The 21,114-nt window shown below is 41.4% G+C and carries 14 protein-coding genes, 3 tRNA genes and 2 rRNA genes; 6 read left to right on the top strand and 13 right to left on the bottom strand.

Annotated features, from left to right (window positions below; genetic code table 11):
- Positions 1-48: 48 nt before the first annotated feature.
- From AOG26_RS19180 to nudE, 8 genes are all read right to left on the bottom strand, one after another.
- Positions 49-420 (bottom strand): hypothetical protein, encoded by a 372-nt coding sequence (locus AOG26_RS19180; protein WP_054563936.1) that lies wholly within the window; start codon positions 418-420, stop codon positions 49-51.
- Between the two features lie 53 nt (positions 421-473).
- Positions 474-3,977, bottom strand: a complete 3,504-nt coding sequence (locus AOG26_RS19185; RefSeq protein ID WP_152966993.1) for a COG1470 family protein — start codon at positions 3,975-3,977, stop codon at positions 474-476.
- A gap of 297 nt (positions 3,978-4,274) precedes the next feature.
- A complete protein-coding gene (locus AOG26_RS19190; RefSeq protein WP_054563938.1) occupies positions 4,275-8,261 on the bottom strand; it encodes a hybrid sensor histidine kinase/response regulator transcription factor in 3,987 nt (1,328 codons plus the stop codon).
- A 514-nt stretch (positions 8,262-8,775) separates the two neighbouring features.
- Positions 8,776-8,852 (bottom strand) — tRNA-Met (locus AOG26_RS19195).
- A gap of 141 nt (positions 8,853-8,993) precedes the next feature.
- Positions 8,994-9,070: transfer RNA gene (locus AOG26_RS19200), tRNA-Met, on the bottom strand.
- Positions 9,071-9,131: 61 nt separating this feature from the next.
- A tRNA-Met gene (locus AOG26_RS19205) sits at positions 9,132-9,208 on the bottom strand.
- A gap of 138 nt (positions 9,209-9,346) precedes the next feature.
- Positions 9,347-10,144, bottom strand: a complete 798-nt coding sequence (gene cysQ / locus AOG26_RS19210) for a 3'(2'),5'-bisphosphate nucleotidase CysQ (protein ID WP_054563939.1) — start codon at positions 10,142-10,144, stop codon at positions 9,347-9,349.
- Positions 10,137-10,709, bottom strand: a complete 573-nt coding sequence (nudE, locus tag AOG26_RS19215; RefSeq protein WP_171040476.1) for an ADP compounds hydrolase NudE — start codon at positions 10,707-10,709, stop codon at positions 10,137-10,139. The genes cysQ and nudE overlap by 8 nt, the downstream gene beginning before the upstream one ends.
- A gap of 61 nt (positions 10,710-10,770) precedes the next feature.
- Here nudE and yrfG point away from each other — a divergent pair, with 61 nt between their 5' ends.
- Positions 10,771-11,427, top strand: coding sequence for a GMP/IMP nucleotidase (gene yrfG / locus AOG26_RS19220; RefSeq protein WP_054563941.1), 657 nt, complete (start codon positions 10,771-10,773; stop codon positions 11,425-11,427).
- Here yrfG and AOG26_RS19225 read toward each other — a convergent pair whose 3' ends face one another.
- Positions 11,428-12,048 (bottom strand): dUTP diphosphatase, encoded by a 621-nt coding sequence (locus AOG26_RS19225; protein WP_054563942.1) that lies wholly within the window; start codon positions 12,046-12,048, stop codon positions 11,428-11,430.
- Between the two features lie 133 nt (positions 12,049-12,181).
- Between AOG26_RS19225 and AOG26_RS19230 the strand changes: the two genes are divergently transcribed.
- Positions 12,182-12,811 carry a peroxiredoxin-like family protein gene (locus AOG26_RS19230; protein ID WP_054563943.1) on the top strand — a complete coding sequence of 210 codons (630 nt, stop codon included), beginning with the start codon at positions 12,182-12,184 and terminating at the stop codon, positions 12,809-12,811.
- A 32-nt stretch (positions 12,812-12,843) separates the two neighbouring features.
- Here AOG26_RS19230 and AOG26_RS19235 read toward each other — a convergent pair whose 3' ends face one another.
- Complete coding sequence (locus AOG26_RS19235; RefSeq protein WP_054563944.1) at positions 12,844-13,212, bottom strand: YacL family protein; 369 nt, start codon at positions 13,210-13,212, stop codon at positions 12,844-12,846.
- Positions 13,213-13,333: 121 nt separating this feature from the next.
- Entirely contained in the window at positions 13,334-13,558 is a 225-nt protein-coding gene (locus AOG26_RS19240; protein ID WP_054554878.1) for a hypothetical protein, read from the bottom strand.
- Between the two features lie 259 nt (positions 13,559-13,817).
- Between AOG26_RS19240 and uvrD the strand changes: the two genes are divergently transcribed.
- From uvrD to AOG26_RS19260, 4 genes are all read left to right on the top strand, one after another.
- Positions 13,818-15,983 (top strand): DNA helicase II, encoded by a 2,166-nt coding sequence (gene uvrD, locus AOG26_RS19245; RefSeq protein ID WP_054563945.1) that lies wholly within the window; start codon positions 13,818-13,820, stop codon positions 15,981-15,983.
- Positions 15,961-18,030: a GNAT family N-acetyltransferase gene (locus AOG26_RS19250; protein WP_054563946.1), complete on the top strand. Its 2,070-nt coding sequence runs from the start codon at positions 15,961-15,963 to the stop codon at positions 18,028-18,030. Before uvrD ends, AOG26_RS19250 begins: the two co-directional genes overlap by 23 nt.
- Positions 17,993-19,117 (top strand): ABC transporter substrate-binding protein, encoded by a 1,125-nt coding sequence (locus AOG26_RS19255; RefSeq protein WP_152966994.1) that lies wholly within the window; start codon positions 17,993-17,995, stop codon positions 19,115-19,117. The genes AOG26_RS19250 and AOG26_RS19255 overlap by 38 nt, the downstream gene beginning before the upstream one ends.
- A gap of 67 nt (positions 19,118-19,184) precedes the next feature.
- On the top strand, positions 19,185-20,033 hold the full coding sequence (locus AOG26_RS19260) for a CZB domain-containing protein (protein ID WP_054563947.1): 849 nt from the start codon (positions 19,185-19,187) through the stop codon (positions 20,031-20,033).
- 595 nt (positions 20,034-20,628) lie between these two features.
- On the opposite strand, the gene rrf is transcribed toward AOG26_RS19260, so the two are convergent.
- Together rrf and AOG26_RS19270 are read right to left on the bottom strand one after the other, a co-directional pair.
- Positions 20,629-20,743 (bottom strand): 5S ribosomal RNA (rrf, locus tag AOG26_RS19265).
- Between the two features lie 188 nt (positions 20,744-20,931).
- Positions 20,932-21,114 (bottom strand): 23S ribosomal RNA (locus tag AOG26_RS19270); the annotation flags it as partial.

Consider the following 21,114-nt stretch of genomic DNA (forward strand, 5'->3'; position numbering starts at 1 on the left):
TAGTGCCGTTGTAACATAAACTTTTCAATCTTTTAAGCGAAGTTTCGATTACTCGCCTTTTTCGACCAGCTCAATAAACTTTAAACTTTGCATCATAACGTTATCTGCAAGCGTAGAGTCTGAAAAGTAAGATTCCTTCTCAGTTGCTTTACTAGGAGCTGCCAACAAGATGTTATAATCATCTTCTAACTCGACCCATAAGCTTCGTTCTTGAGCATTTAATTGCGCATGTTTTTTACGAACATTGTCGGCTTCATAAAATGCCTCTTGTGCTTTTAAGAATGCATCTTGTGATTCTTCGCTCATATCTTCACTTGAAAACAAGCTATTACTTAAATCACTTATGTCTTCTTGCATTGCATCCATCGTTTGGCACCCACTAAGGGTAAGAAGTAATACTGAGAAATATAACGCTTTCATAAACTAACTCCTCAAAAAAGCCCAGTAGCATTGCTGCTACTGGGCTCAGAAAATTACTGCTTAATTAAACTGCCCGATACAAAAGTGTGTAACTCGGGATCATCATTATCATCGTAGGTTTCAGGTACTTCGAAACCTAGCGTTGCTACACTAAAACCACCTTCAATGGTTGTCACGGGGGTCATAGTCACACCATAGCCATAATTTTGCGTAGCTGTTGGTTCGCTATACATCATCAACGACCCAAGATCTAATGCCCACTCTGCTGAGCGTACTTCACCATCTAACTCAAATGTTGCAGTACCATCATTACTTATAACGACATTAGAGGTTTCTAAACCACTGCCATCATCAGCCATAAAGGTAAATACATGTGAGCCAATAAGATCTGCTTCAGTGAAAGCTGCTTGATCAATAACTCGTGTAACGCGTTCGAAGAGGCCAAAATCATCGCCGTCTTTGAACTGTATAAAGTTACCTTGTGGCTTCACAATAAAGTAAGGGTCAGCAAATTCAATTGGGTCACCATAGGTTTTTACATAGAAATCAACCACTACCTTTTGAGTTTCTGCATCATAGGTGTAGTAACCACCTGATATACCTAACTCATCAAACTCAGTATCATGAGCAAGCTCTAAGAAAGTGCCATCCTCTTTAAATACAGCAATGAAGAAATCTCCATCGTAAGAGCCATATGTATAACCCCCTATTAGCGGGTTTGATTCACTGTAGATTCTACTTAGCGTAATAGTACCCTCACCTTCGATATCGAATGTCAGCGTATCTCCATCAACACTGGCAACAATACTGCCAGCATCATCTATACCGAAACTACCATTGGTATCTTCCGTAATAGTGACATCAAAAGCGCCTGTTGTTTCATCCCAAGTAAAGTCACCAATTTCAAAACCAGGGAATGCGGTGTCATCATCAGGGTCGTCCATTGCTTGAATTTGTAACCATTTTCCATCACGAATAATTACCGCGACATCAGGCTCATCAGCAAGCTGCCAAGCCCCATCCAATGGATGATCCGTTGCAGGACGCTCTACAACAACTTGCTCTTCAGCCATTGCCTTATCAAAGTACCACGCTTGTTTAGCATCTTCAGTACAACTACCTGCTTGCTCATACACGCAAATAGTTAAGAAGTTTCGATCAAAGTCACTCACTTCAGCCTTCATGCTATCAAATAGTAATTTCCCTGACGCTAAACTGTAGTCGTATTGATTGACCACTCCAAGGTAAGTGAAGGTGATTTGATGGCTATACTCAGCCGTCATCTCATCATAAATAGTCGCTATTTTAATGGTTTCTACACCTAGCTCTCTTGGTGAATAAAGTTCAATGTAGTTAGTTGTAATTGGGTAGCCATTATTATCAAAACTTGCGTTTTCTTCTAACCAATAGGGTGCGAATTTGGTTACCCCATACTCATCTGACACAGAGAAGTTACGCAGATGAGATGAATAATCTTCGACACGCTCCGAACCATCATAGTTAAAAAAGCGATATTTACGATACGTAAAGTTTTGACCATTGTTAGTGGCTAATAATCGCTGCGAGAACTCACTGTATACTTGGCAAACTTCCCCTTCAGGACAAATTGGCTGAACACCATTGCTCGTAAAATAGTTATATCTTAAGAACACTCCCTCACTGCTTACTTGCCAAGAACGAAAGTTTTGATTCAGGTTAAAGTTCATTAAACCATCATCATACACATCATAGTGGAGGTCTGTTTGAGGTGAGTTATAGCCTTGGTAAACAGTCCATTTACCCAATAGGTCTGACTTAGTAAATGAAAGCTGATTATCTCTCACCATTAAACCTGTGACTGTACGTGAGCTATCGTCCGCTTTAGCTTCGAGTGATGCCGCAAATTGATAACCCACTTGTACATTTTTAACGAGCCAAATAGCGATGTCATAACTAATAGTTTCTGCATTATTGCTTATAAGCAGTCGATTCCCATCAACTTGCCAAGTCACACTAACAGGCGCGTTATCGTTATCAATGAGCGTTCCTGTTCCACCAGAAAGTAACTCAACACTTACTGCACTACTATATCCACCAAACTCGCTTAGGTTATCAATAACCCAATTACCAATAAGTTCATCAGCTGTCACAGCAAGTGTTTGCTGTTGTTCAATAAGGGTGGCGTTATAGTTCGATTCTGTAGTTCTATATACAACATCTGAACTGGTTATGCGTGTTTCGCTTTTACGGAAAAACTCAACCGTTCTGTTTGCATCGTTTTCAAGAAGAATAGTTAGGTCTAACTCAACTAAGTACTCACAAACATCTAGCTGTTCATCGTTTCCATCAGTAACCACAAAGCAACTCATTAATGCTGGCTCAGCCAAAGTAATTGTGATGTCTTGCTCTTGTTGCGACCAACTAAAGTCAGTATCAACATCCAGTAAACTGACATACCCGGTACCATCATTATTAAACTCAAACTGCCCAACTGAAGTTCGATAATATTGTGGCTGCATTAATAAATAGTTGCCGGTCAGATTATTGATTGTTTGATCAACTAATTCATCATCATCTTTAATCTCTTCTTTTGTAGAGTCAATTAATCCTGGATCTTGGCTTTCAACTGTATTTATAAAGTCATCAATTTGTTCAGCGCTAGATATTAAATCAAGGGTCGAATCGACACCCTCAGGTAGTTCGTAGTCATCATTATCTACAATGATCTTGATTAACGCTGCAAGTAGCAGTTTTTCGTCAGCATCAACAGCGAGTAAAGCTTCATCTAATGCTTGTTCAGAATCGATGTTTGTACCGTCGCGGCTTAAAAGTGCAAACTCTGCAGTACTAACATTAGTAATGTTTACGCCAAAGTTTTCATCTTTGCTTAATGTGCCATCGGCTCCTGCTTGTGAAACAAGCGTTGCGATAGACTTCAGTTGGGATACAAATTCAACGCCCGGATCAATGGAGTTATTACCCAACGCCACCAGCTTAACCAGTTCATCAGCATCTGAGTCATCAACCTCAATGTTTACGCTATAGCGGCCTTGTGCATCAGCGGTAATCTCAAATTGTTCATCACCAATCTGCACCACAATACTTGAGTTGATAATCGGCTCATCGGTTACAATACCGGTGATCGTTACGCTGAGCACTTTACGTTTAAGCTCAATCGTTACTGTTGCTGTGGCGGTTGCACCATCATCATCGGTGACTGTCAGTGAAACAACGACATCTGCATCATCTTCGATTTCAGGCGCGGTGATCGTAAGTGTACTTGTATCGCTGCCGGTAAGTGTTAGATCTGGACCTGATGTTTGCTGCCATGCGTAACTTGCAATTGTGCCATCACTGTCTGTTGCCGTCGCTTGTAGGACTAAATCGCCACCTTCTGTTACGTTGCTATCACTACTAATAGATACCGTGGGATTTTTGTTTGTAGCGACGGGAGGGGTATCATCATCGTCATCACCACCTCCACCGCCTCCACCACAAGCGGTTAAAGCGACAAGACTTGTCGCTAGTAATAATTGTTTTAAATACTTTATGGAGTGAAAATTAGGGGGGCTCATCATGCTAATCCTTACATTGAGTACTGTATTTCCCTAAAAAGAGGCAACTGCATACACAGTTGCCATAACTCAAGGGAAGCAAAACCTATTTTGAACATGAAATAAAGGCGGGATCTCAGTGTCGTCCTTAACCATAATCTGAATTCAGTCATGTTTGCCCGTCAAATATGAACACCCGAGATCCCATCAAAGCGATTCATTTTTCGTTAAGGTTCAAGGGTAGATTAGTTACAAGAAATAAGTATGCTGAATGCCGACAAAAATGTACTCAAATACGACATTTCCTATATAAACAACATGTTATATGTAATGACATTGGTACTCTTTCGCTGTCATGCCATATTTTGCTTTAAAAAATTTAGAAAAATACGAGCGTGACGAAAAGCCCACATCATCTATTACTAAGCTTATTTGTCGCCCTTGTCTTAGTAATTCAGCTGCTTTACTCAGTCGATAATTACGCAAATATTCACTAGGAGTAATGTTTAATAGAACTTTTAACTTACGTTGTAATTGACGCTCACTAAGCGCTAATTCTTTCGCACAATTCACCATAGAGAAACCTTGTTGCTGGTAATGCTCAGCAACATACAACTCAAGCTTTTCAAGCAGCTGTTTGTCACGAGGATCAACCACAACCGGTTGCTTTGTCTCAACATGATCAGGTGCATCCATAGTTTGCTGTTGAGAATATAAATTGACCCAATGTATCCAATTCTCAACTTTTAAAAATAGCTCTTCTCTATCAAATGGTTTGGTGATCACATCTAGCGCATGCTGTTGCAAACTACTTACTCGGGTTTCATAGTCTCCCTTGGCGGTCAAAATAATCACCGGAATATGACAAGTAACGGGCGAATTATGTAATGAATCTAAAACAGTAAAGCCATCGACTTTTGGCATCATTAGATCAGTAATTATTAAATCTGGTACTTGGCTCAGCGCTATTTGCAAACCGATCTGACCATCTTCAGCTAATAATACTTGATAGCGGTGCTGTAACTCTGTTTTTAGGTAATGACGTAGCTCGTCATTATCTTCAATAATTAATACACTCGCTTTGTCATGACTCACTTTTGATTTTAGGCTTGTACTATCAACAGGAACTTGCTCTGCAAATTGTGCTGTTTTAAATGCGAGTTTAAAGTTGGTTCCTTCTCCTAAACGACTTGCCAACACAATATTGCCTTTGTATTTATCGACCAGACGTTTAACGATAGCTAAACCTACGCCACTACCTTCTACATTTGCATGACTACTTACTCTGTAGAAAGTATCAAACACCTTGTCTTTTTCAGCGTCTGCGATGCCTTTACCTGTGTCTGTTACTTCTATGTAGGCAAGCTCACCTGATGCGCTTACGATTAAGCTGACTTGGCCTTGCTGAGTATACTTAAAAGCATTGCTTAATAGATTAGTAAGAATTGTGATCACCCCTTCTCGGGTGCTTTCAATAAATACAGCCTCTTCAATATCAACCTTAAAGTCGATGGACTTTTCACCTAACACAGCAAACTGCCCCGCGACCTCTCTGGCTATTGCCGATAATGATACAACTTTAATAATCTCTTCATGGCGCTCATCATAACGAGTCAGCGTTAACAGCTTATCGACCAAATTTTCTAAGCGCCGGCTATTACGCAATACCAAGTTCAGTTGCTCACGCTTTTCAGTATTTCGCTCATCTGCTATGAGCTTTTGCAACGGCGCAATCAACAAACTCAAAGGAGTACGTAATTCATGAGATGCATGTGTAAAAAAACGCACTTTATTTTCGAGTGAATCACTCAGAGCATCAGCTTGCTGTTCGATGAGTGTTTTTTGCTCTGCGATTTCATCGGTGCGTTCGCTAACAATTTGCTCCAGATAATATTTTTGTTTGCGTATACGGCGAGTCCAAAGCACTGTGAATAACCACACCATCGCCAAAATCAGCATGGCTGCTAGCAGATAAAACTCACTGGTTTGCCACCAAGGCGCAAGAACCGTTATGTTTAACAGTAATGGGGTAAGCGCATTTGCCCCATTTTCACTACTAGCATTAACTTTCAACTGATATTTACCAGCAGGAAGATTAGTGTAATCAACTGATAAAAAAGCCCCTGTAGCTTTGCGCCATTGTTGTTCAAAGCCCGCTAACTGATAGGAATATTGGTTAGTCTGTGGCTCAGAGTAGTGTAGGTAACCAATCTGAAAGTGAACCCGTTTAGTTCCCGCAGGAATAGTCACTGAACGGCTTTTTTCTATTTGGTATAAACTGCCTAAACGACTGACTCCTTGGTTTACCACATCCTCATCATCAAATTGCAAACTAGTAAGTGCTAATTGCCCACCAATAGTATTAACTTCAAGGTCAGCAGGGTTAATGACACTAACCCCTTGAGTGCCACCAAACATCAAGCGGCCATCACGGGTTTTTAAATAAGCACCGGCATTAAATTCATTACCTTGTAAGCCATGTCGAGCTTTATAATTTTTTATGCTCATGGTTACAGGGTCTATTTTAGCGAGGCCGTTGTTGGTACTTAGCCATACCCTATCTTCATTGTCTTTTAGCAACGCATAAACGACTTGATTAGGAAGGCCTTGAGCGACATTAAGCTGATGAACTTGCTGGTTGCTCAAATCAATAATATTTAAGCCGTTCGATGTTGCGAGCCACATTTGCTGATCAATTTTTAAAAACGCTCGCACTGTATTATCAGATAAAGCCAAGTCTCCTTTGCGATAATTAGTGAGGGTATCGGTTGCTGCGTTATAGTGATAAGCCCCATCACCATCTGTGCCTATCCACAGATCTGCTTGCGAGCTTTTGTATAAACTCGTCACCCGCGCCGTTGGAATTACAAGTTGTGTATTTGCTACAGGCTGTGCAAAACTAATAAATTTGCCGCGCTGCCTATCAAAGCAAAACAGCCCCCCTCCATTAGTGCCGACCCAAACATTATTTTTCTCATCGACTAAAAGGGCATATATACTGTTTTCAGTTAAGCCATGCCCGCCTTCATCTGCCCGAAAGTGACTGATGCTGCCATCGGTATGCAAAACATCAATCCCTTGCTGCCAGCTGCCAATCCATATATCGCCATTACGATCTTCGGCGATGGCTTTAATTGCATTGCTACTGATTGAATACGGTGAACTTTCGGTGGTTATGCGATCTAAACGATTTAATTGCTGATCAAGAATATCGATACCGCCACCCCAGCTGCCATACCAAATACGTTGCTTTGAGTCTTCAAATAACGCCCACGCATCGTTACTTGAAAGTGGCGTTGGCTTTTTTAACTTACTAAATTGCAATGATGCAGGGTCGAGCTTACTGATCCCATGTGCAGTACCAAACCACATAATGTCGCTACTGTCTCGGTAGATACTATATACCCGGTCATGAGCAAGACTATATTTATCAAACGGGTCATGCGCTAAAACGGTGAAGCTTGCATCAATAGGGTCGTAAACATTAATTCCGCCGCCTCGCGTTGCTAGCCAAACTCGGCCTTGGCTATCAAACTCAATATCACGAATTTCATTACTACTAAGCCCAGAATTATCATCATTAGAAGTTAACCACTGCGTTATTGTTTGGGTGCTTAACGCAATTTTATATAAGCCGCCGCCCTGACTTGCCAACCAAATACTGCCATCAGAAGACTGTTTGATAGCAAAGATACTAGCATGAATATCTACAGGCTCAGCAAAGCCAGAAAAAACCGAATTGATTTGTTGATTATTAATAAGGTCATAATGAAGTAACCCAGCTCCATGCGTTCCTATCCAAAGGATGTCAGCGATTTTTGATAGCGCATAAATAGGTTTTTTTAACCCTGTTATTAACGTTTCAAGCTGCTCTGCTCGCTTATCGTAACGAAACAGGCTGCCGTCGTAAGTGCCAATATAAACTTGCTGTTGCGCCACCAATAAACTGGTAATGCGGCGCTCTTTTAAAAGCGGCTCAGAAAATTGATAATTATGTAATGCGAGTTGGTTTACACCACTATTTCGAGTACCTATAAACAACGTTGACTCGTTGTCGATTGCCAATGGGTAAATATAGTTATTCGCTAGGCTATTTTCCTTATCGGATGCTGTGAATACAGTAAACTCATTACCATCAAAACGGTTTAAACCTGCCTGTGTTGAAATCCAGATAAAGCCTTGCTGGTCTTGAACAATATCAAACACAACACTTTGCGATAGACCATCATCAATATCGTAGTTTTGAAATGCACACAAAGCTGAAGGTAAGAACAGAAGCGCTAACAGCGCTATTAAAAAACGGATCATCCCTAAATCTACTTATTTATTATTAGTTATTAATCAAGCGTAGTTCAGTTCAGCTAACATTCATAATCATTTCCCAATTTAGGGATGAATAACTAGGATAGATATCAAGGGGTTGGATTTAGGTGTGAGTTAGCGGGGTAAAGGTGCTAGGTGCTAGGTCAAGCACAATCAGAAGAAAGGTTTAACATGAATTGTATTGGGTTTCGCTACGCTCAAACCAACCTACACAAAGAATGAACTGGGTGAACCCGAGTGAAAACACTGCACTAAACAACACTCTCATTCTACTTAAAACTTATAGCTTAAAGCTTCCAGCTTTTTCAGGCATAAAAAAACACGCTTTCGCGTGCCTACTTATCAAACTCATTTAATTTTAATCTTCAATTTCAGTTGGTTGCGGGAGCTGTGAATTTTGAGGGCGAACCGACGACCTTCGGGCTCTGAACCTGAATTTCAGGCATAAAAAAACACGCTTTCGCGTGCCTAGTATTACATATAAATTTTTAATTTCAGTTGGTTGCGGGAGCCGGATTTGAACCGACGACCTTCGGGTTATGAGCCCGACGAGCTACCAGGCTGCTCCATCCCGCGCCTGAAATTATTAAGTTTATTTTACTTCTTGCTTAATTTAAGAAGTCAACCAATTCAGAGAATTGGTTGCGGGAGCTGTGAAGGTGAAGAGTGAACCGACGACCTTTAAAGTTCCAACAATATACCAATCTTTTAAAAGATTGGTTGCGGGAGCCGGATTTGAACCGACGACCTTCGGGTTATGAGCCCGACGAGCTACCAGGCTGCTCCATCCCGCGCCTGAATATTAAGTTTATTTTACTTCTCACTTAATTTAAGAAGTCAGCCAATTCAAAGAATTGGTTGCGGGAGCCGGATTTGAACCGACGACCTTCGGGTTATGAGCCCGACGAGCTACCAGGCTGCTCCATCCCGCGCCTGTAATCTCTAAGTAACATAAGCATGTTATTGCTGCCCTGTTTCAGAGAGAGCGCTATCATATAGCAATAAGATTAGAAATCAAGGGTTATAGTGACAAATTTAATTCAAGCGAACAAAAAGCACACAAAACACCGTTAGAATGCACGCTGATGAGGACTAATCATTTTTTGCCACTCCCAATCAGGGTGACCCATCACGATAAAATCAGGGTTTTCTGTGCTTTCTCGTTGATTGTAAGTTAACGGGTTGAACTCGGCATCTGTAATACAGCCACCAGCTTCTTCGACAATCACTTGTGACGCACCAGTATCCCACTCACCCGTTGGCCCGATACGTAAAAAGCAGTCCGCTTTACCCTCAGCGATAATACACGCTTTTAATGAACATGAGCCTAATGCCACCGTCGCAAACTGAGTATTTAAATACTGGCTGACCGCTTCAATTTTTTGTCTGCGGCTTACAGCTAAGGTTAAATTATCCGGCGTTGCTACCGAAATTTGCTGATCTTGGCCATTTTCACGTTTAAATGCGCCATTTTGATAACTAGCAAAATAAGTCACTTGTTTCGCTGGCCAATGGATAACACCCAGTACTGGGCGATTATTTTCAACTAAAGCGATATTAACTGCAAAATCACCGCTTTCTAGAATAAACTCCCCTGTACCATCCATTGGATCAAGCAGCCAATAACGGTGCCAATCTTTTCTGTCTGCCAGCGCCGGAATAGGTGTTTCTTCTGACATAATTGGAATATCAGGGGCTAGGGTCTTCAAACCAGCCATTAATACATCGTTCGATGCTAAGTCAGCCTTGGTGACCGGAGTATGATCTGACTTTTGCTCAGCACCAATATCATCCTGCTGATAAATGGCCATAATGGCATCGCCTGCTTGCTCAGCTAACCGAATACACGGTTCTAAAAAATCATTCATTGCCCGCTCCCGACTCTAAGTACTTTGTTAATAATAGCAAAGCTGCGACACTTCGTGCTTCAGTAAAGTCTTCTTGTTGCAATAATGATTGCCAATCACTTATTGGCCATTTTACCACGACAAGCGGTTCAGGCTCATCACCGGGTAAGGTTTCAGGGTAGAGGTCTTCAGCATACAAAATATGCATAGTGGCATTAAAGTAACTCGGCGCCATGCTGACTTTTTTAAGTTCAGCAAAATGTTTAGCACCAAAACCAACTTCTTCTTTAAGCTCACGGTCTGCAGCTTGCTGTGGGGTTTCGCCTGGGTCAATTAAGCCCTTTGGAAAACCCAACTGATAATCATTGGTGCCTGCACAATATTCTCGCACTAATAACAGTTCGTTATCGGCCGTTACTGGCACAATCATAACTGCCCCTCTGCCACCGCCACGAATTCTTTCGTATTGCCTTTGCTCATCATTTGAGAACTTCAATTCGAGAGATTCAACAGTAAATAGTCGACTTTTAGCGACAACTTCATTAGACAAAATTTGCGGTGGTGTAGGATGCTTTTTCTGTGTCATTGGCATTAATTTGCTATCATGGCAGTTATGCTCATCATAAATCTTTTAAAGTGAATTGCCTATGTTAAATTGGTCAAAAATCGATACTGTGTTGTTAGATATGGATGGCACCCTACTCGATTTGCATTACGATAATTACTTTTGGCTAACTGTTATTCCCGAGCAATATGCGCGTAAACATAAAATCAGCTTAGACGAAGCAAAAGCTGACATTTTACATCGTTATCAACAAGTTCACGGACAAATTAATTGGTACTGCTTAGATTATTGGCAACAACAACTTGATTTACCAATTATGGCGCTAAAACGTGACATACAACATTTAATCAGAATTCGTGAAGATGTTCCGCCGTTTTTAACTGAGCTTAGAAAAGCAGGCAAGCAATTGATCATGCTTACTAACGCACACCCAGATTGTGCCATGTTAAAGTTTGAACACACTGCTATCGATAATTACTTAGATGGGGTTATCTCAACTCATCAATATGGCGTGAGTAAAGAGCATCAACCATTATGGCAACAAGTACATCAAGAATGGCAGTTTGATAAGGAACGGACTTTATTTGTGGACGACAGCCCTGCCGTGCTAGATGCAGCAAAAGAGTTTGGTATTGGTCATATACTTGCGGTTGCCAACCCTGATAGTCAGCAACCGCATAAGCAGTTCGATGGCTTTTTATCAACCATCGATTTTCGCGAGCTTATACCCGTTGAATGATTACTTCGGGTAACGCTGCTCTAAGCCTTGATATACAAGTTTTGCAAAATCTGCATGCTCTGTATCTAGGCTTTTTACCACTTCAACTAAGTGCTCGTTATCTTCTTGGCCATTCCACACCTTGATATAGCTACCGTCTTTGTAGCCATGATCTTGGCGGAAGAAATTCAAGGTGTTTTTACCAACGTAGCCACGGTATAAATCATCGATATCCATACCGATTTGCGCCATACAACCAGCAAATGCAGCTGCATTAAAACTCTTTTCAGCGACTGCTGAGGCGGCTAATAATTCGAGTGTTTGTTTAAAGTCATCGGCTTTAACTGGTGCACTTAACTCAGCTTCAAGTTGCGCAGCTAAATGCTCATAGCTGGTTTCACCATCAATGCGTAAAGATAAACCAAAATGGAAAATATCAACTAACTCTAAAATAACTTGTTCTGTATCTGGGGTTTGTTTCTTCCACCACTTCCAACCGTAGTGGTCAAGCATTTCAGCACACTCAACCCAAATTGCACGATACCATTCAAAACCTTGGCTAAACCATTGCTCATGAACTTTGGTATTCATCGCATTTTGCATCTCGAGCATAACAACGAGTTTTTGTAAATTAGCAGACATTCTTTATCCCAACTTGCATTTTTTATTTGCCTATATACTACAGTTAAATTTGAGTTTGATGTAGGTAAAGATGAAATAAATCCCGCAACAATCAGGTCATCTTTGCAGTTGATAAAAATAACCGAGGAAGCCCATGTTTAAATCTCTATTCATTAGTGCACTGTTTGTACTATCAAGCCACGTTATCGCTGCAACTGCGACTAATATTGCCGAGTCAGCAGAGCAAGTTAGTCCGTTATTACCTGGCTTAACGGTGCCAAATGTTGAATTGAAAGACCAATACGGTAAAACCGTCTCGCTAGCTGAGCGCTTTAAAGAAAAAACTACCGTGCTGATTGTTTATCGTGGTGGCTGGTGCCCATATTGTTCAAAACAATTGGCCAGCGTGCAAAAAATTGAGAAAGAATTAGCAAGCTTAGACGCGCAACTAATTGCCGTTTCACCAGATAGCCCTGAAAAACTCGCTGAAACAAAAATTACAGCTCCTAGCTATCAATTGCTTTCTGACGACAGCCTTACTTTGGCGCAAACGTTAGGTTTAGCATTTTATTTAGATGACAAAACAGCAAAGATTTACCGCAATAAGCTTGGGGTTAACTTTGTCTCGTTAGAAGGTGAGCCGAAAGTAGCACTGCCTGTACCCGCAGTATTCGTGTTAGATACAAATGGGTTAGTTCATTTTCAATACGCCAACCCAAATTACAAAGTACGCTTAACAGAAGATTTATTACTAGCTGCTGTTAAATCAGTGAGTGAGCAATAAATTAGCTACCGATAAGCAGAACATGTGTCTGCTTACCGGCCTTGTGTAAATTCTTGCCAAGATTCAATTAAATCAACAAAATCTTCAAAGCCACAGCCACTGCACAGGCCTTCTTCTTCAAGCATTAAATCATCATCTTGGTAGGCAACTAAGTCTTCGTTATCTTGATGTAATGCATGTGCTTCGAACAGCGCTTCATCTTTACTTAAGATCAAATCAATTTCTTGACCTTGTAAGGTTAAAGGCTCATGACTGTTCTTAACAGCAGAGATCAACGCTTGCACCATCGCAATTTTTTCTTTTCCGACTTCTTCGTTTAGCCAACGGCCTATGATGGCGTGTTCAGAGGAAATTTTAATGCGTAAACCGCTAATAGGGTCGCGGATAAATTGATATTCCATGGAGGGTACTCTTAATACGTTATCTGCTAATTATACCGTTTGCAGCTAAACGTGGCGAGTTTAGTCGCCTTAAAACAACTCGAGCGCCCAAGTGGCGCTCGTGTTTGTGCTAATTAAATAGCTAGAGTCGCGACTTGAAGCGTGCAGCATCAATAATCGCCCATAGGTATACGATTGGCAGTAGAATAAAACCAACTGCCACATAAATTAGTGCACCACTAATAACCCATGCTAAAAAGAATGCAATAGCCGCCATTAAACGACCTTGTACCAATTGTCCTAAACCAGGAAAAAAGATATTACATATTGCTGCGATTACATTACCGCCAGAACCTTGCTCTGCCATACTAACCTCTGTAGTTTTTAATGATTATACTTTTTATAATCACACTTTATGCCAACTTATTATGACTTACAAATCAAAGTGTTAAAAAGTAGCGTTATTTTGATTTTAGTTCTTTTTGCTAAAAATCGGTCAAATTCACAATTTTTATACTGCAATTTTAATAACTTGCCAAAATAGCTGTTTATAAAAACAGTATTTTATTTAGCCTTGCATAAACACCTGTTATACTCCACCCATTATAGATTGAAAAGGCGTAACGATGGACGTTTCTGAATTACTCGATGGCTTAAATGACAAACAACGGGATGCTGTCGCAGCCCCATTGCAAAATATGCTGGTACTTGCAGGTGCAGGTTCTGGTAAAACTCGAGTACTTGTTCATCGCATCGCATGGCTCATGCAAGTTGAGCAAGCTTCTGCATACAGCATCTTTGCGGTAACCTTCACTAACAAAGCCGCGAAAGAAATGCGTACCCGTGTAGAAGAAACGTTAAAAGCACCGGTTGGTGGTATGTGGATTGGCACTTTCCACGGCTTATCTCATCGTATTTTACGCGCCCATCACCGTGAAGCGAACTTGCCTGAAAGCTTTCAAATCTTAGATTCTGACGATCAACAACGCATGATAAAACGCTTACTTAAAGCGATGAACATCGATGATAAAAAGTGGCCAGCAAAACAATTTGGTTGGTATATCAGCGCGAAAAAAGATGAAGGTCTGCGCCCTAAAGACATTCAAGCCTACGATATTAATGAGCAAATGATGCTGAAAGTCTATGCTGCATATCAAGAGGCTTGTGACCGTGCAGGTTTAGTCGACTTTGCAGAAATACTGCTGCGCTGCTACGAAGTACTTAAGAATCACCCAACACTTTTACGTCACTATCAACAGCGTTTTGCCCACATGCTGGTAGACGAGTTCCAGGATACCAACACTATTCAATATGCTTGGTTAAAATTACTCGCAGGTAACACCAACAGTATTATGATCGTAGGTGATGATGACCAAAGTATCTATGGCTGGCGTGGCGCAAAAATTGAGAATATCAAACGCTTTTTAACTGACTTCGAAGCCGAAACTATTCGCCTTGAACAAAATTACCGTTCAACGGCAACAATCTTAAAAGCATCAAATGCACTGATCAAAAACAATGCTGAACGCATGGGTAAAAGCCTTTGGACAGACGGCAATGATGGTGAGCCTATTTCTGTTTACGCTGCGTTTAATGAATTAGACGAAGCACGCTTTGTCAGCAGCAAACTACGTAGCTGGCTAAATGCAGGTAATGCATTACAAGACGCCGCGATTTTATACCGTAACAACGCGCAATCTCGTGTACTCGAAGAAGCAATGCTACAAGAAGGTTTAAAATACCGCATTTACGGCGGTATGCGCTTCTTCGAACGTCAAGAGATCAAAGATGCGCTTTCATATTTACGTTTAGTGGGTAACCGTCAAGATGATGCTGCTTTCGAGCGCGTTATTAACACCCCTGCCCGCGGCATTGGTGATAAAACGCTAAGTCATATCCGTGATTGCGCGCGCAATGAGTCATTGCCACTTTGGTATGCCGCAAAAGCAATTGTAGAGCAACAACACCTATCTGGCCGTGCAGCAAGTGCCGTCACTAAATTCTTAGAACTTGTTGAGCATATCGAAGATAAAATCAGCGATCTCACCTTAGAAGAGCAAGCGAAATATGCCATTCAAACCTCAGGGTTAATGGCAATGTATCAAGCTGAAAAAGGTGAAAAAGGCCGTGCCCGCGTAGAAAACTTAGAAGAGCTTATTAGTGCTTGTGGTCAATACGAACTTCCTGAAGATGAAGAGTTCAGCTCACCACTACAGGGATTTTTGGCTTATACCTCACTAGAGTCTGGCGAAGGTCAAGCTGATGAGCACGAAGACGCGGTGCAAATGATGACACTACACTCAGCAAAAGGCCTAGAATTCCCATTGGTATTTATGGTTGGTGTTGAAGAGGGCATGTTCCCATCACAACAAAGTAATGAAGAGTCTGGTCGTTTAGAAGAAGAACGCCGCCTCTGCTATGTTGGTATGACTCGCGCGATGGAAAAACTATATATTAGCCATGCAGAAAGTCGCCGTTTATACGGACAAGAAAAATACCATAGCCCATCACGCTTTTTACGTGAAATGCCTGAAGACTGTATCGAAGAAATCCGAATTAAAACACAGGTTTCAAGACCGCCTGCGGCAGGTCGTTTTAGTCCATCAGTAACACATGCCGCATTTGAAGATAGCGGCTTTAACTTAGGGCAACGCGTATTACACGCCAAATTCGGCGCAGGAACCGTACTCAATTACGAAGGTAGCGGCGCACAGTCACGTATTCAAGTGAACTTTGATGACCTAGGCAGCAAATGGCTTGTAACACAGTATGCAAGACTTCAAGCCTTATAATGAGTACTTAACAGCACTGTGTAATGAGCTGGTGATTGCAAAGCATCGCCAGCTTGTCATTGTGCAAGGCAGCGAAACTTGGTGCTACCAGTTTGCAAACCAATTAGCGCTCAAAAATACCTATGTTTTCAGTAGCAGCTCATTATTAGCAAATAGTGAGTTTCCAAAACATGCTCACCAAATTCTTGGCCAAGAGTTTCAACACGCAATTTTTGATGGTTTTAGCGGCTTATATGCCGATAAACTCGCAGCGCTTGCAGGTACCGTAAAAGCAGGTGGTGTACTGATACTGTTGCTGCCCGATGACCGCAAGTGGCAAGACCCTGCACTCACTAGTATTACCTCTTATGCCCAAGTGATTAAACACAGCTTTTTTAATCAGCGTTTATTCTCCAAGCTAAAGTTGCAGCCACATTATTTTACTGAACACTCGCTCCCTGCTTACCAATCAGTATCGCCAGCAACTGCTGAGATAAATTATCAGCAACAACAAGCATGTGTTGAGCAAATTATTAAAACCGCAACAGGGCGCGCTAATCGCCCTTTTGTGATCAGTGCGGACCGAGGTCGTGGTAAGTCAGCTGCTTTAGGGATTGCAGCAACAAGTCTTCAAGATAAAAAAATCCTTATTTGTGCCACGCAAGCCAAAGCCGTACAAACAAGTTTTAAGCATTTAGCCACTGAGCTTGGTGTTAGCAAAGAGCAAAACTTTAAGCAACTATCTAATCTTAGCTATATTGCGCCAGATATACTGCTAAACGAAAAACCTGATTGCGATCTGTTATTTGTCGACGAAGCAGCGGCGATTCCGGTTCCTATGCTATTGCAGATCCTAAAAAGTTATCCACGAATCGTATTTGCTAGCACTATGGTTGGTTATGAAGGAAATGGGCGTGGTTACACGTTACGCTTTTTACATTACTTACGTAGCCAATATAAATCGCTAAAGGCAGTTACTCTGGATGAACCTATTCGTTTTGCTAAACATGACCCCCTCGAAAATAGCCTACGCGAACTATTACTACTCGATGCAAAGTACCTAGATACGCAGAGTGGTAAGTCTTACCAATTTGAAAATATAAGCAAAGATCAACTCGTTGAAGATGAGCAGCTGCTTAGCCAAATTATGGCGCTACTGGCGCTGGCTCATTACCAAACCACAGTAAATGACTTACGCCAATTGCTTGATGCCCCAGAGTTACAGCTATCGATCTGCAAACAAGAAAATGCATTAAAAGCCGTTTGCTTAATTGCTATTGAAGGTGGCTTAGCACCAGAAATCGCAGAGCAAGTAATAAAAGGAAAGCGCAGGCCTCATGGTCATTTAATGGCGCAAACTCTGACTCAATTGAGCCGAAATACAGAAGACTTGTGTAAACGCTCAGCGAGAGTTGTGAGAATAGCTGTTGCACCTGAATGTCATCAACAAGGTATTGGCTCAGCCCTGTTAAACTACTGTGAAAGCCAATTAAATAATTGCAGTTATTTTGGTGCCAGTTTTGGCGCAAATGCAGCGTTAGTTAAGTTTTGGCAAAGTAATGGCTTTAATGTTGTTAAGCTTGGATTTAGTCATGACAAAGCAACGGCTGAACATGCTGCTTTAGTGATTAAAGCGTTAGATAAGCAAAGCACAGATAGCGCAGCACTCTTAATAGAGGAATTTAAACAAGACCTGTCTTTACAACTCCTTGGTCACTTTAGCTCACTTCCTTGGCAGCTTATTGCAGAATTATTCAAAGCCTTACCAAAAAGCTCCTTATCTTCTGCCTTAAATACAAGAGCTGAGCGACTGTTAACCGGTGACATTAACATCTTCCAAGTACAGCCATTGTTATGGAAAATGATTTGGAGCACACCAATTAGTCTAAATTTATTAGATGAACATACAAAATTCATCCTTATTCGACTAGTATTACAGCAAACCTCTGTAAATAGCTTAATCGAAGAAGCCGGTTTTACAGGTAAAAAAGACTTAGACTCACAGTTCAAAACCGCAGTGCAAGGTTGGTATGCTCACTATAAATCACTTCAAAATAACAGCTATTAAGTGTTTAAGTATTTGTACCTTGCTGCTATCTCAGATAGCTTTAGCTGAACACTCACAGCCTACCATTAAACTCGGAATGTCCACTGCGCTCACAGGACCTGCAAAGCAAATAGGCGAACAACTGGCGCTTGGCAGTAATATTTACTTTAATAAAATCAACAAAGAAAACGGTGTTAACGGCCAAAGTATCGACCTGATATTAGCTGATGATGGCTACGAGCCAAAAAATACCGTAGTGAATACCCGCGAGTTTTTATTTGACCAAAAAATCCATGCGATTTTTGGCTCTATGGGCACACCAACAGCCCATGCAATTAAGCCCCTGCTAGATAGACACCGTATTCCATTTCTCATGCCATTTACAGGCGCTGACTTTTTACATAACAGCTCAATGCCAAATGTATTTAATCTTCGTGCGAGCTACCAAGATGAAGCCATAGAGCAAATTAACTACCTAGTTAAAGAGCGTAAGCATGAAAAAATTGGTTTAATGATCCAAGCCGATGAGTTTGGTTATATGGTAGAGAGCAATCTCGTTAACGCCCTAAAAATACATGGTATTAAACCTGTAGAAGTCACGCGATTTAAGCGCAATAGTGATGATATTTCAAAAGCTTTAGCGCTTCTAAAAGAAAGTAATGCAACCGCAATTTGTTTAGTCGGTACCTACAAGCCTCTCGCTGAATTTGTTAACGCTGCAAACAAACAAAGCTTCAACCCAGACTATACTTCGGTGTCTTTTGTATCGAGTCATGATTTATATCAGCGAATTAAGCAGCCCGCCAACATTATGGTCACTGAAGTGGTTCCCGACCCTAATAACTGTAAAAACCCTTGGTGTAAGCAGTTTATTGAAGATATCGAGCCTTATCACACGAGTGCGAATAGAATTATATTTGAAGGTTATTTGAATGCCGTTGCATTGGTTAGCGCTGCCCAAAAATGCCCAACGCCACTAAACAATCAATGCCTACTGACTGAGCTAAATCGCCTCTTTACCGACACATCAGATTTCGCTGATCTATTTAACACTCACACTTCTGGAAATAACAAAAAAATCTACCGCTCATATTTTAAAAGTAATTAGGTTAAACTACGACTAAATTACAATAATGTTCTATGCTATAGAGACTTAACAAGGCTTTGAGGGAAATATGGATCTGATTAATTTTCGAGTTGGCCAAAAGACCATTTCACTAAAAATTCTCGATATTCTTCTAACCGAGCGTTACGAAGGAAACTTAACGTCGTTGCCAAATGAAAATAAAAGCTTCATTGGAGTTAAAGATTATATGGAAACTCCAACGCCTATCTTTGATTTAGGAATTGTATTAAACAATCACTCAACCAAAGAAACCAATGCCGAATTATCCGACCTTTTAGTCGAAAGAGAGAAAGACCATTTAGATTGGCTAGATGCTCTAGAAAATAGCCTAGTAACAGGTGCGCCTTTTACAAAAGCCACAGATCCAGACAAATGTGCTTTCGGTCGTTGGTATAACAACTTCGAAACCGATAACGAAGATTTACAAAGTATCTTAGCCAAGTTTGATAAGCCACACCGTGAATTACATGCTATGGCCGGTGAATTATTAGAATTGCAAAAAAGCCAACCTCACGACAAGGTGATTAGCCTATTTACAGAGAAAAAGCGCCAAACATTCAACCAGCTTATTAGATTGTTTGAATCGGCACGTGAGCAGATCATTCTTGATTACAAGCCTATCATCATCTTCACCACAAAAGACGGTGTAACACCTCATATAGGCCTTCTAGTCGACAAAGTAGAAGACAACATCAACGTAAAAAAAGAAGACATCAAACCGTTAGACCAACTTACCTCGGTTGGTTTTGATGTTGATCCGCAAACTAAAAACATGATGCGCGGATTAATCAAAATGAAGCATAAACACAGCTTATTATTAGACCCAAGTGCCATCTTCCGCCCAGAGCACCTCATGCGCCACGAAGCAGAAGAAACCGAAGAGTATGGGCTTTTTTAGTCGCTAGTTAGCGAGTTAGAAAGAGTAAAGTTAGTGAGGGAAAAGTTGAAAGGCCTGGCGTAGTTTGGGTAGAGCGAAGCGAAACCCAACACATCACAGAGCTATCAGCTTTCAGCGTTCAGCCGCGCGGTGTGGGTGTTTGGTGCTGCGTCTTCATCTACCGAAGGCTCTAGGTTCTAGGTTCTAGGCTCTAGGTTCTAGGTTCTAGGTTCTAGGTTCTAGGTTCTAGGTTCTAGGTTCTAGGCAAAGTGTACTTGTTGGAATGGCTTTAGCCATGAATGTGTTTGTTATGGTCTGAATTCGGCACTGAAGTACCTCCTACGGGGTTTTGTTGCTGTGGGTGACTCTGTACTACATTCCCTGTAGATCAACTGACATCTAATGTCTAACCTTCTCATCACGTAGGAGTGGCTTTAGCCGTGAATGTGTTTGTTATGGTCTGATTCGGCACTGAAGTGCCTCCTACGGCGGTTGTTGCTGAGGGTGACTCTGTACTAAAAAACCCTGCAGTTCAGCTGACGGCTGATGGCTGAAAGCTGACAGCTAAAACGCAAAAAAGCCCGACTCTTTCGAATCGGGCTTTCTCTTATTTGGAGCCTGGCGATGACCTACTTTCACATAGCAGCTGCTACACTATCATCGGCGCTGTTTCGTTTCACTACTGAGTTCGGCATGGGRTCAGGTGGGTCCAAAACGCTATTGTCACCAAGCAAAAGGCGTGGAAAGGATTCTCGACAAAGCGCGTAGCGCTTACGAGTCCTTTGCGCAAGGTGAACTGATTTCGCGTTAAGCGTTGCGGTTCACCCTACATAAATCTGGAATTCTGATATCAAGTAAAATCTACTTTAGTAACTTAACTTCTGTTCGTTACGCTGTCATAAAACGCGTTTGGCGTTGTATGGTTAAGCCTCACGGGTAATTAGTACAGGTTAGCTTAATGGCTCRCACCACTTCCACATCCTGCCTATCAACGTTGTAGTCTTCAACGGCCCTTCAGAGACTTTAAAAGTCTAGTGAGAACTCATCTCGAGGCCTGCTTCGCGCTTAGATGCTTTCAGCGCTTATCAGTTCCGAACGTAGC

The sequence above is a fragment of the Pseudoalteromonas sp. UCD-33C genome (assembly GCF_001306895.1).
GTDB lineage: Bacteria > Pseudomonadota > Gammaproteobacteria > Enterobacterales > Alteromonadaceae > Pseudoalteromonas.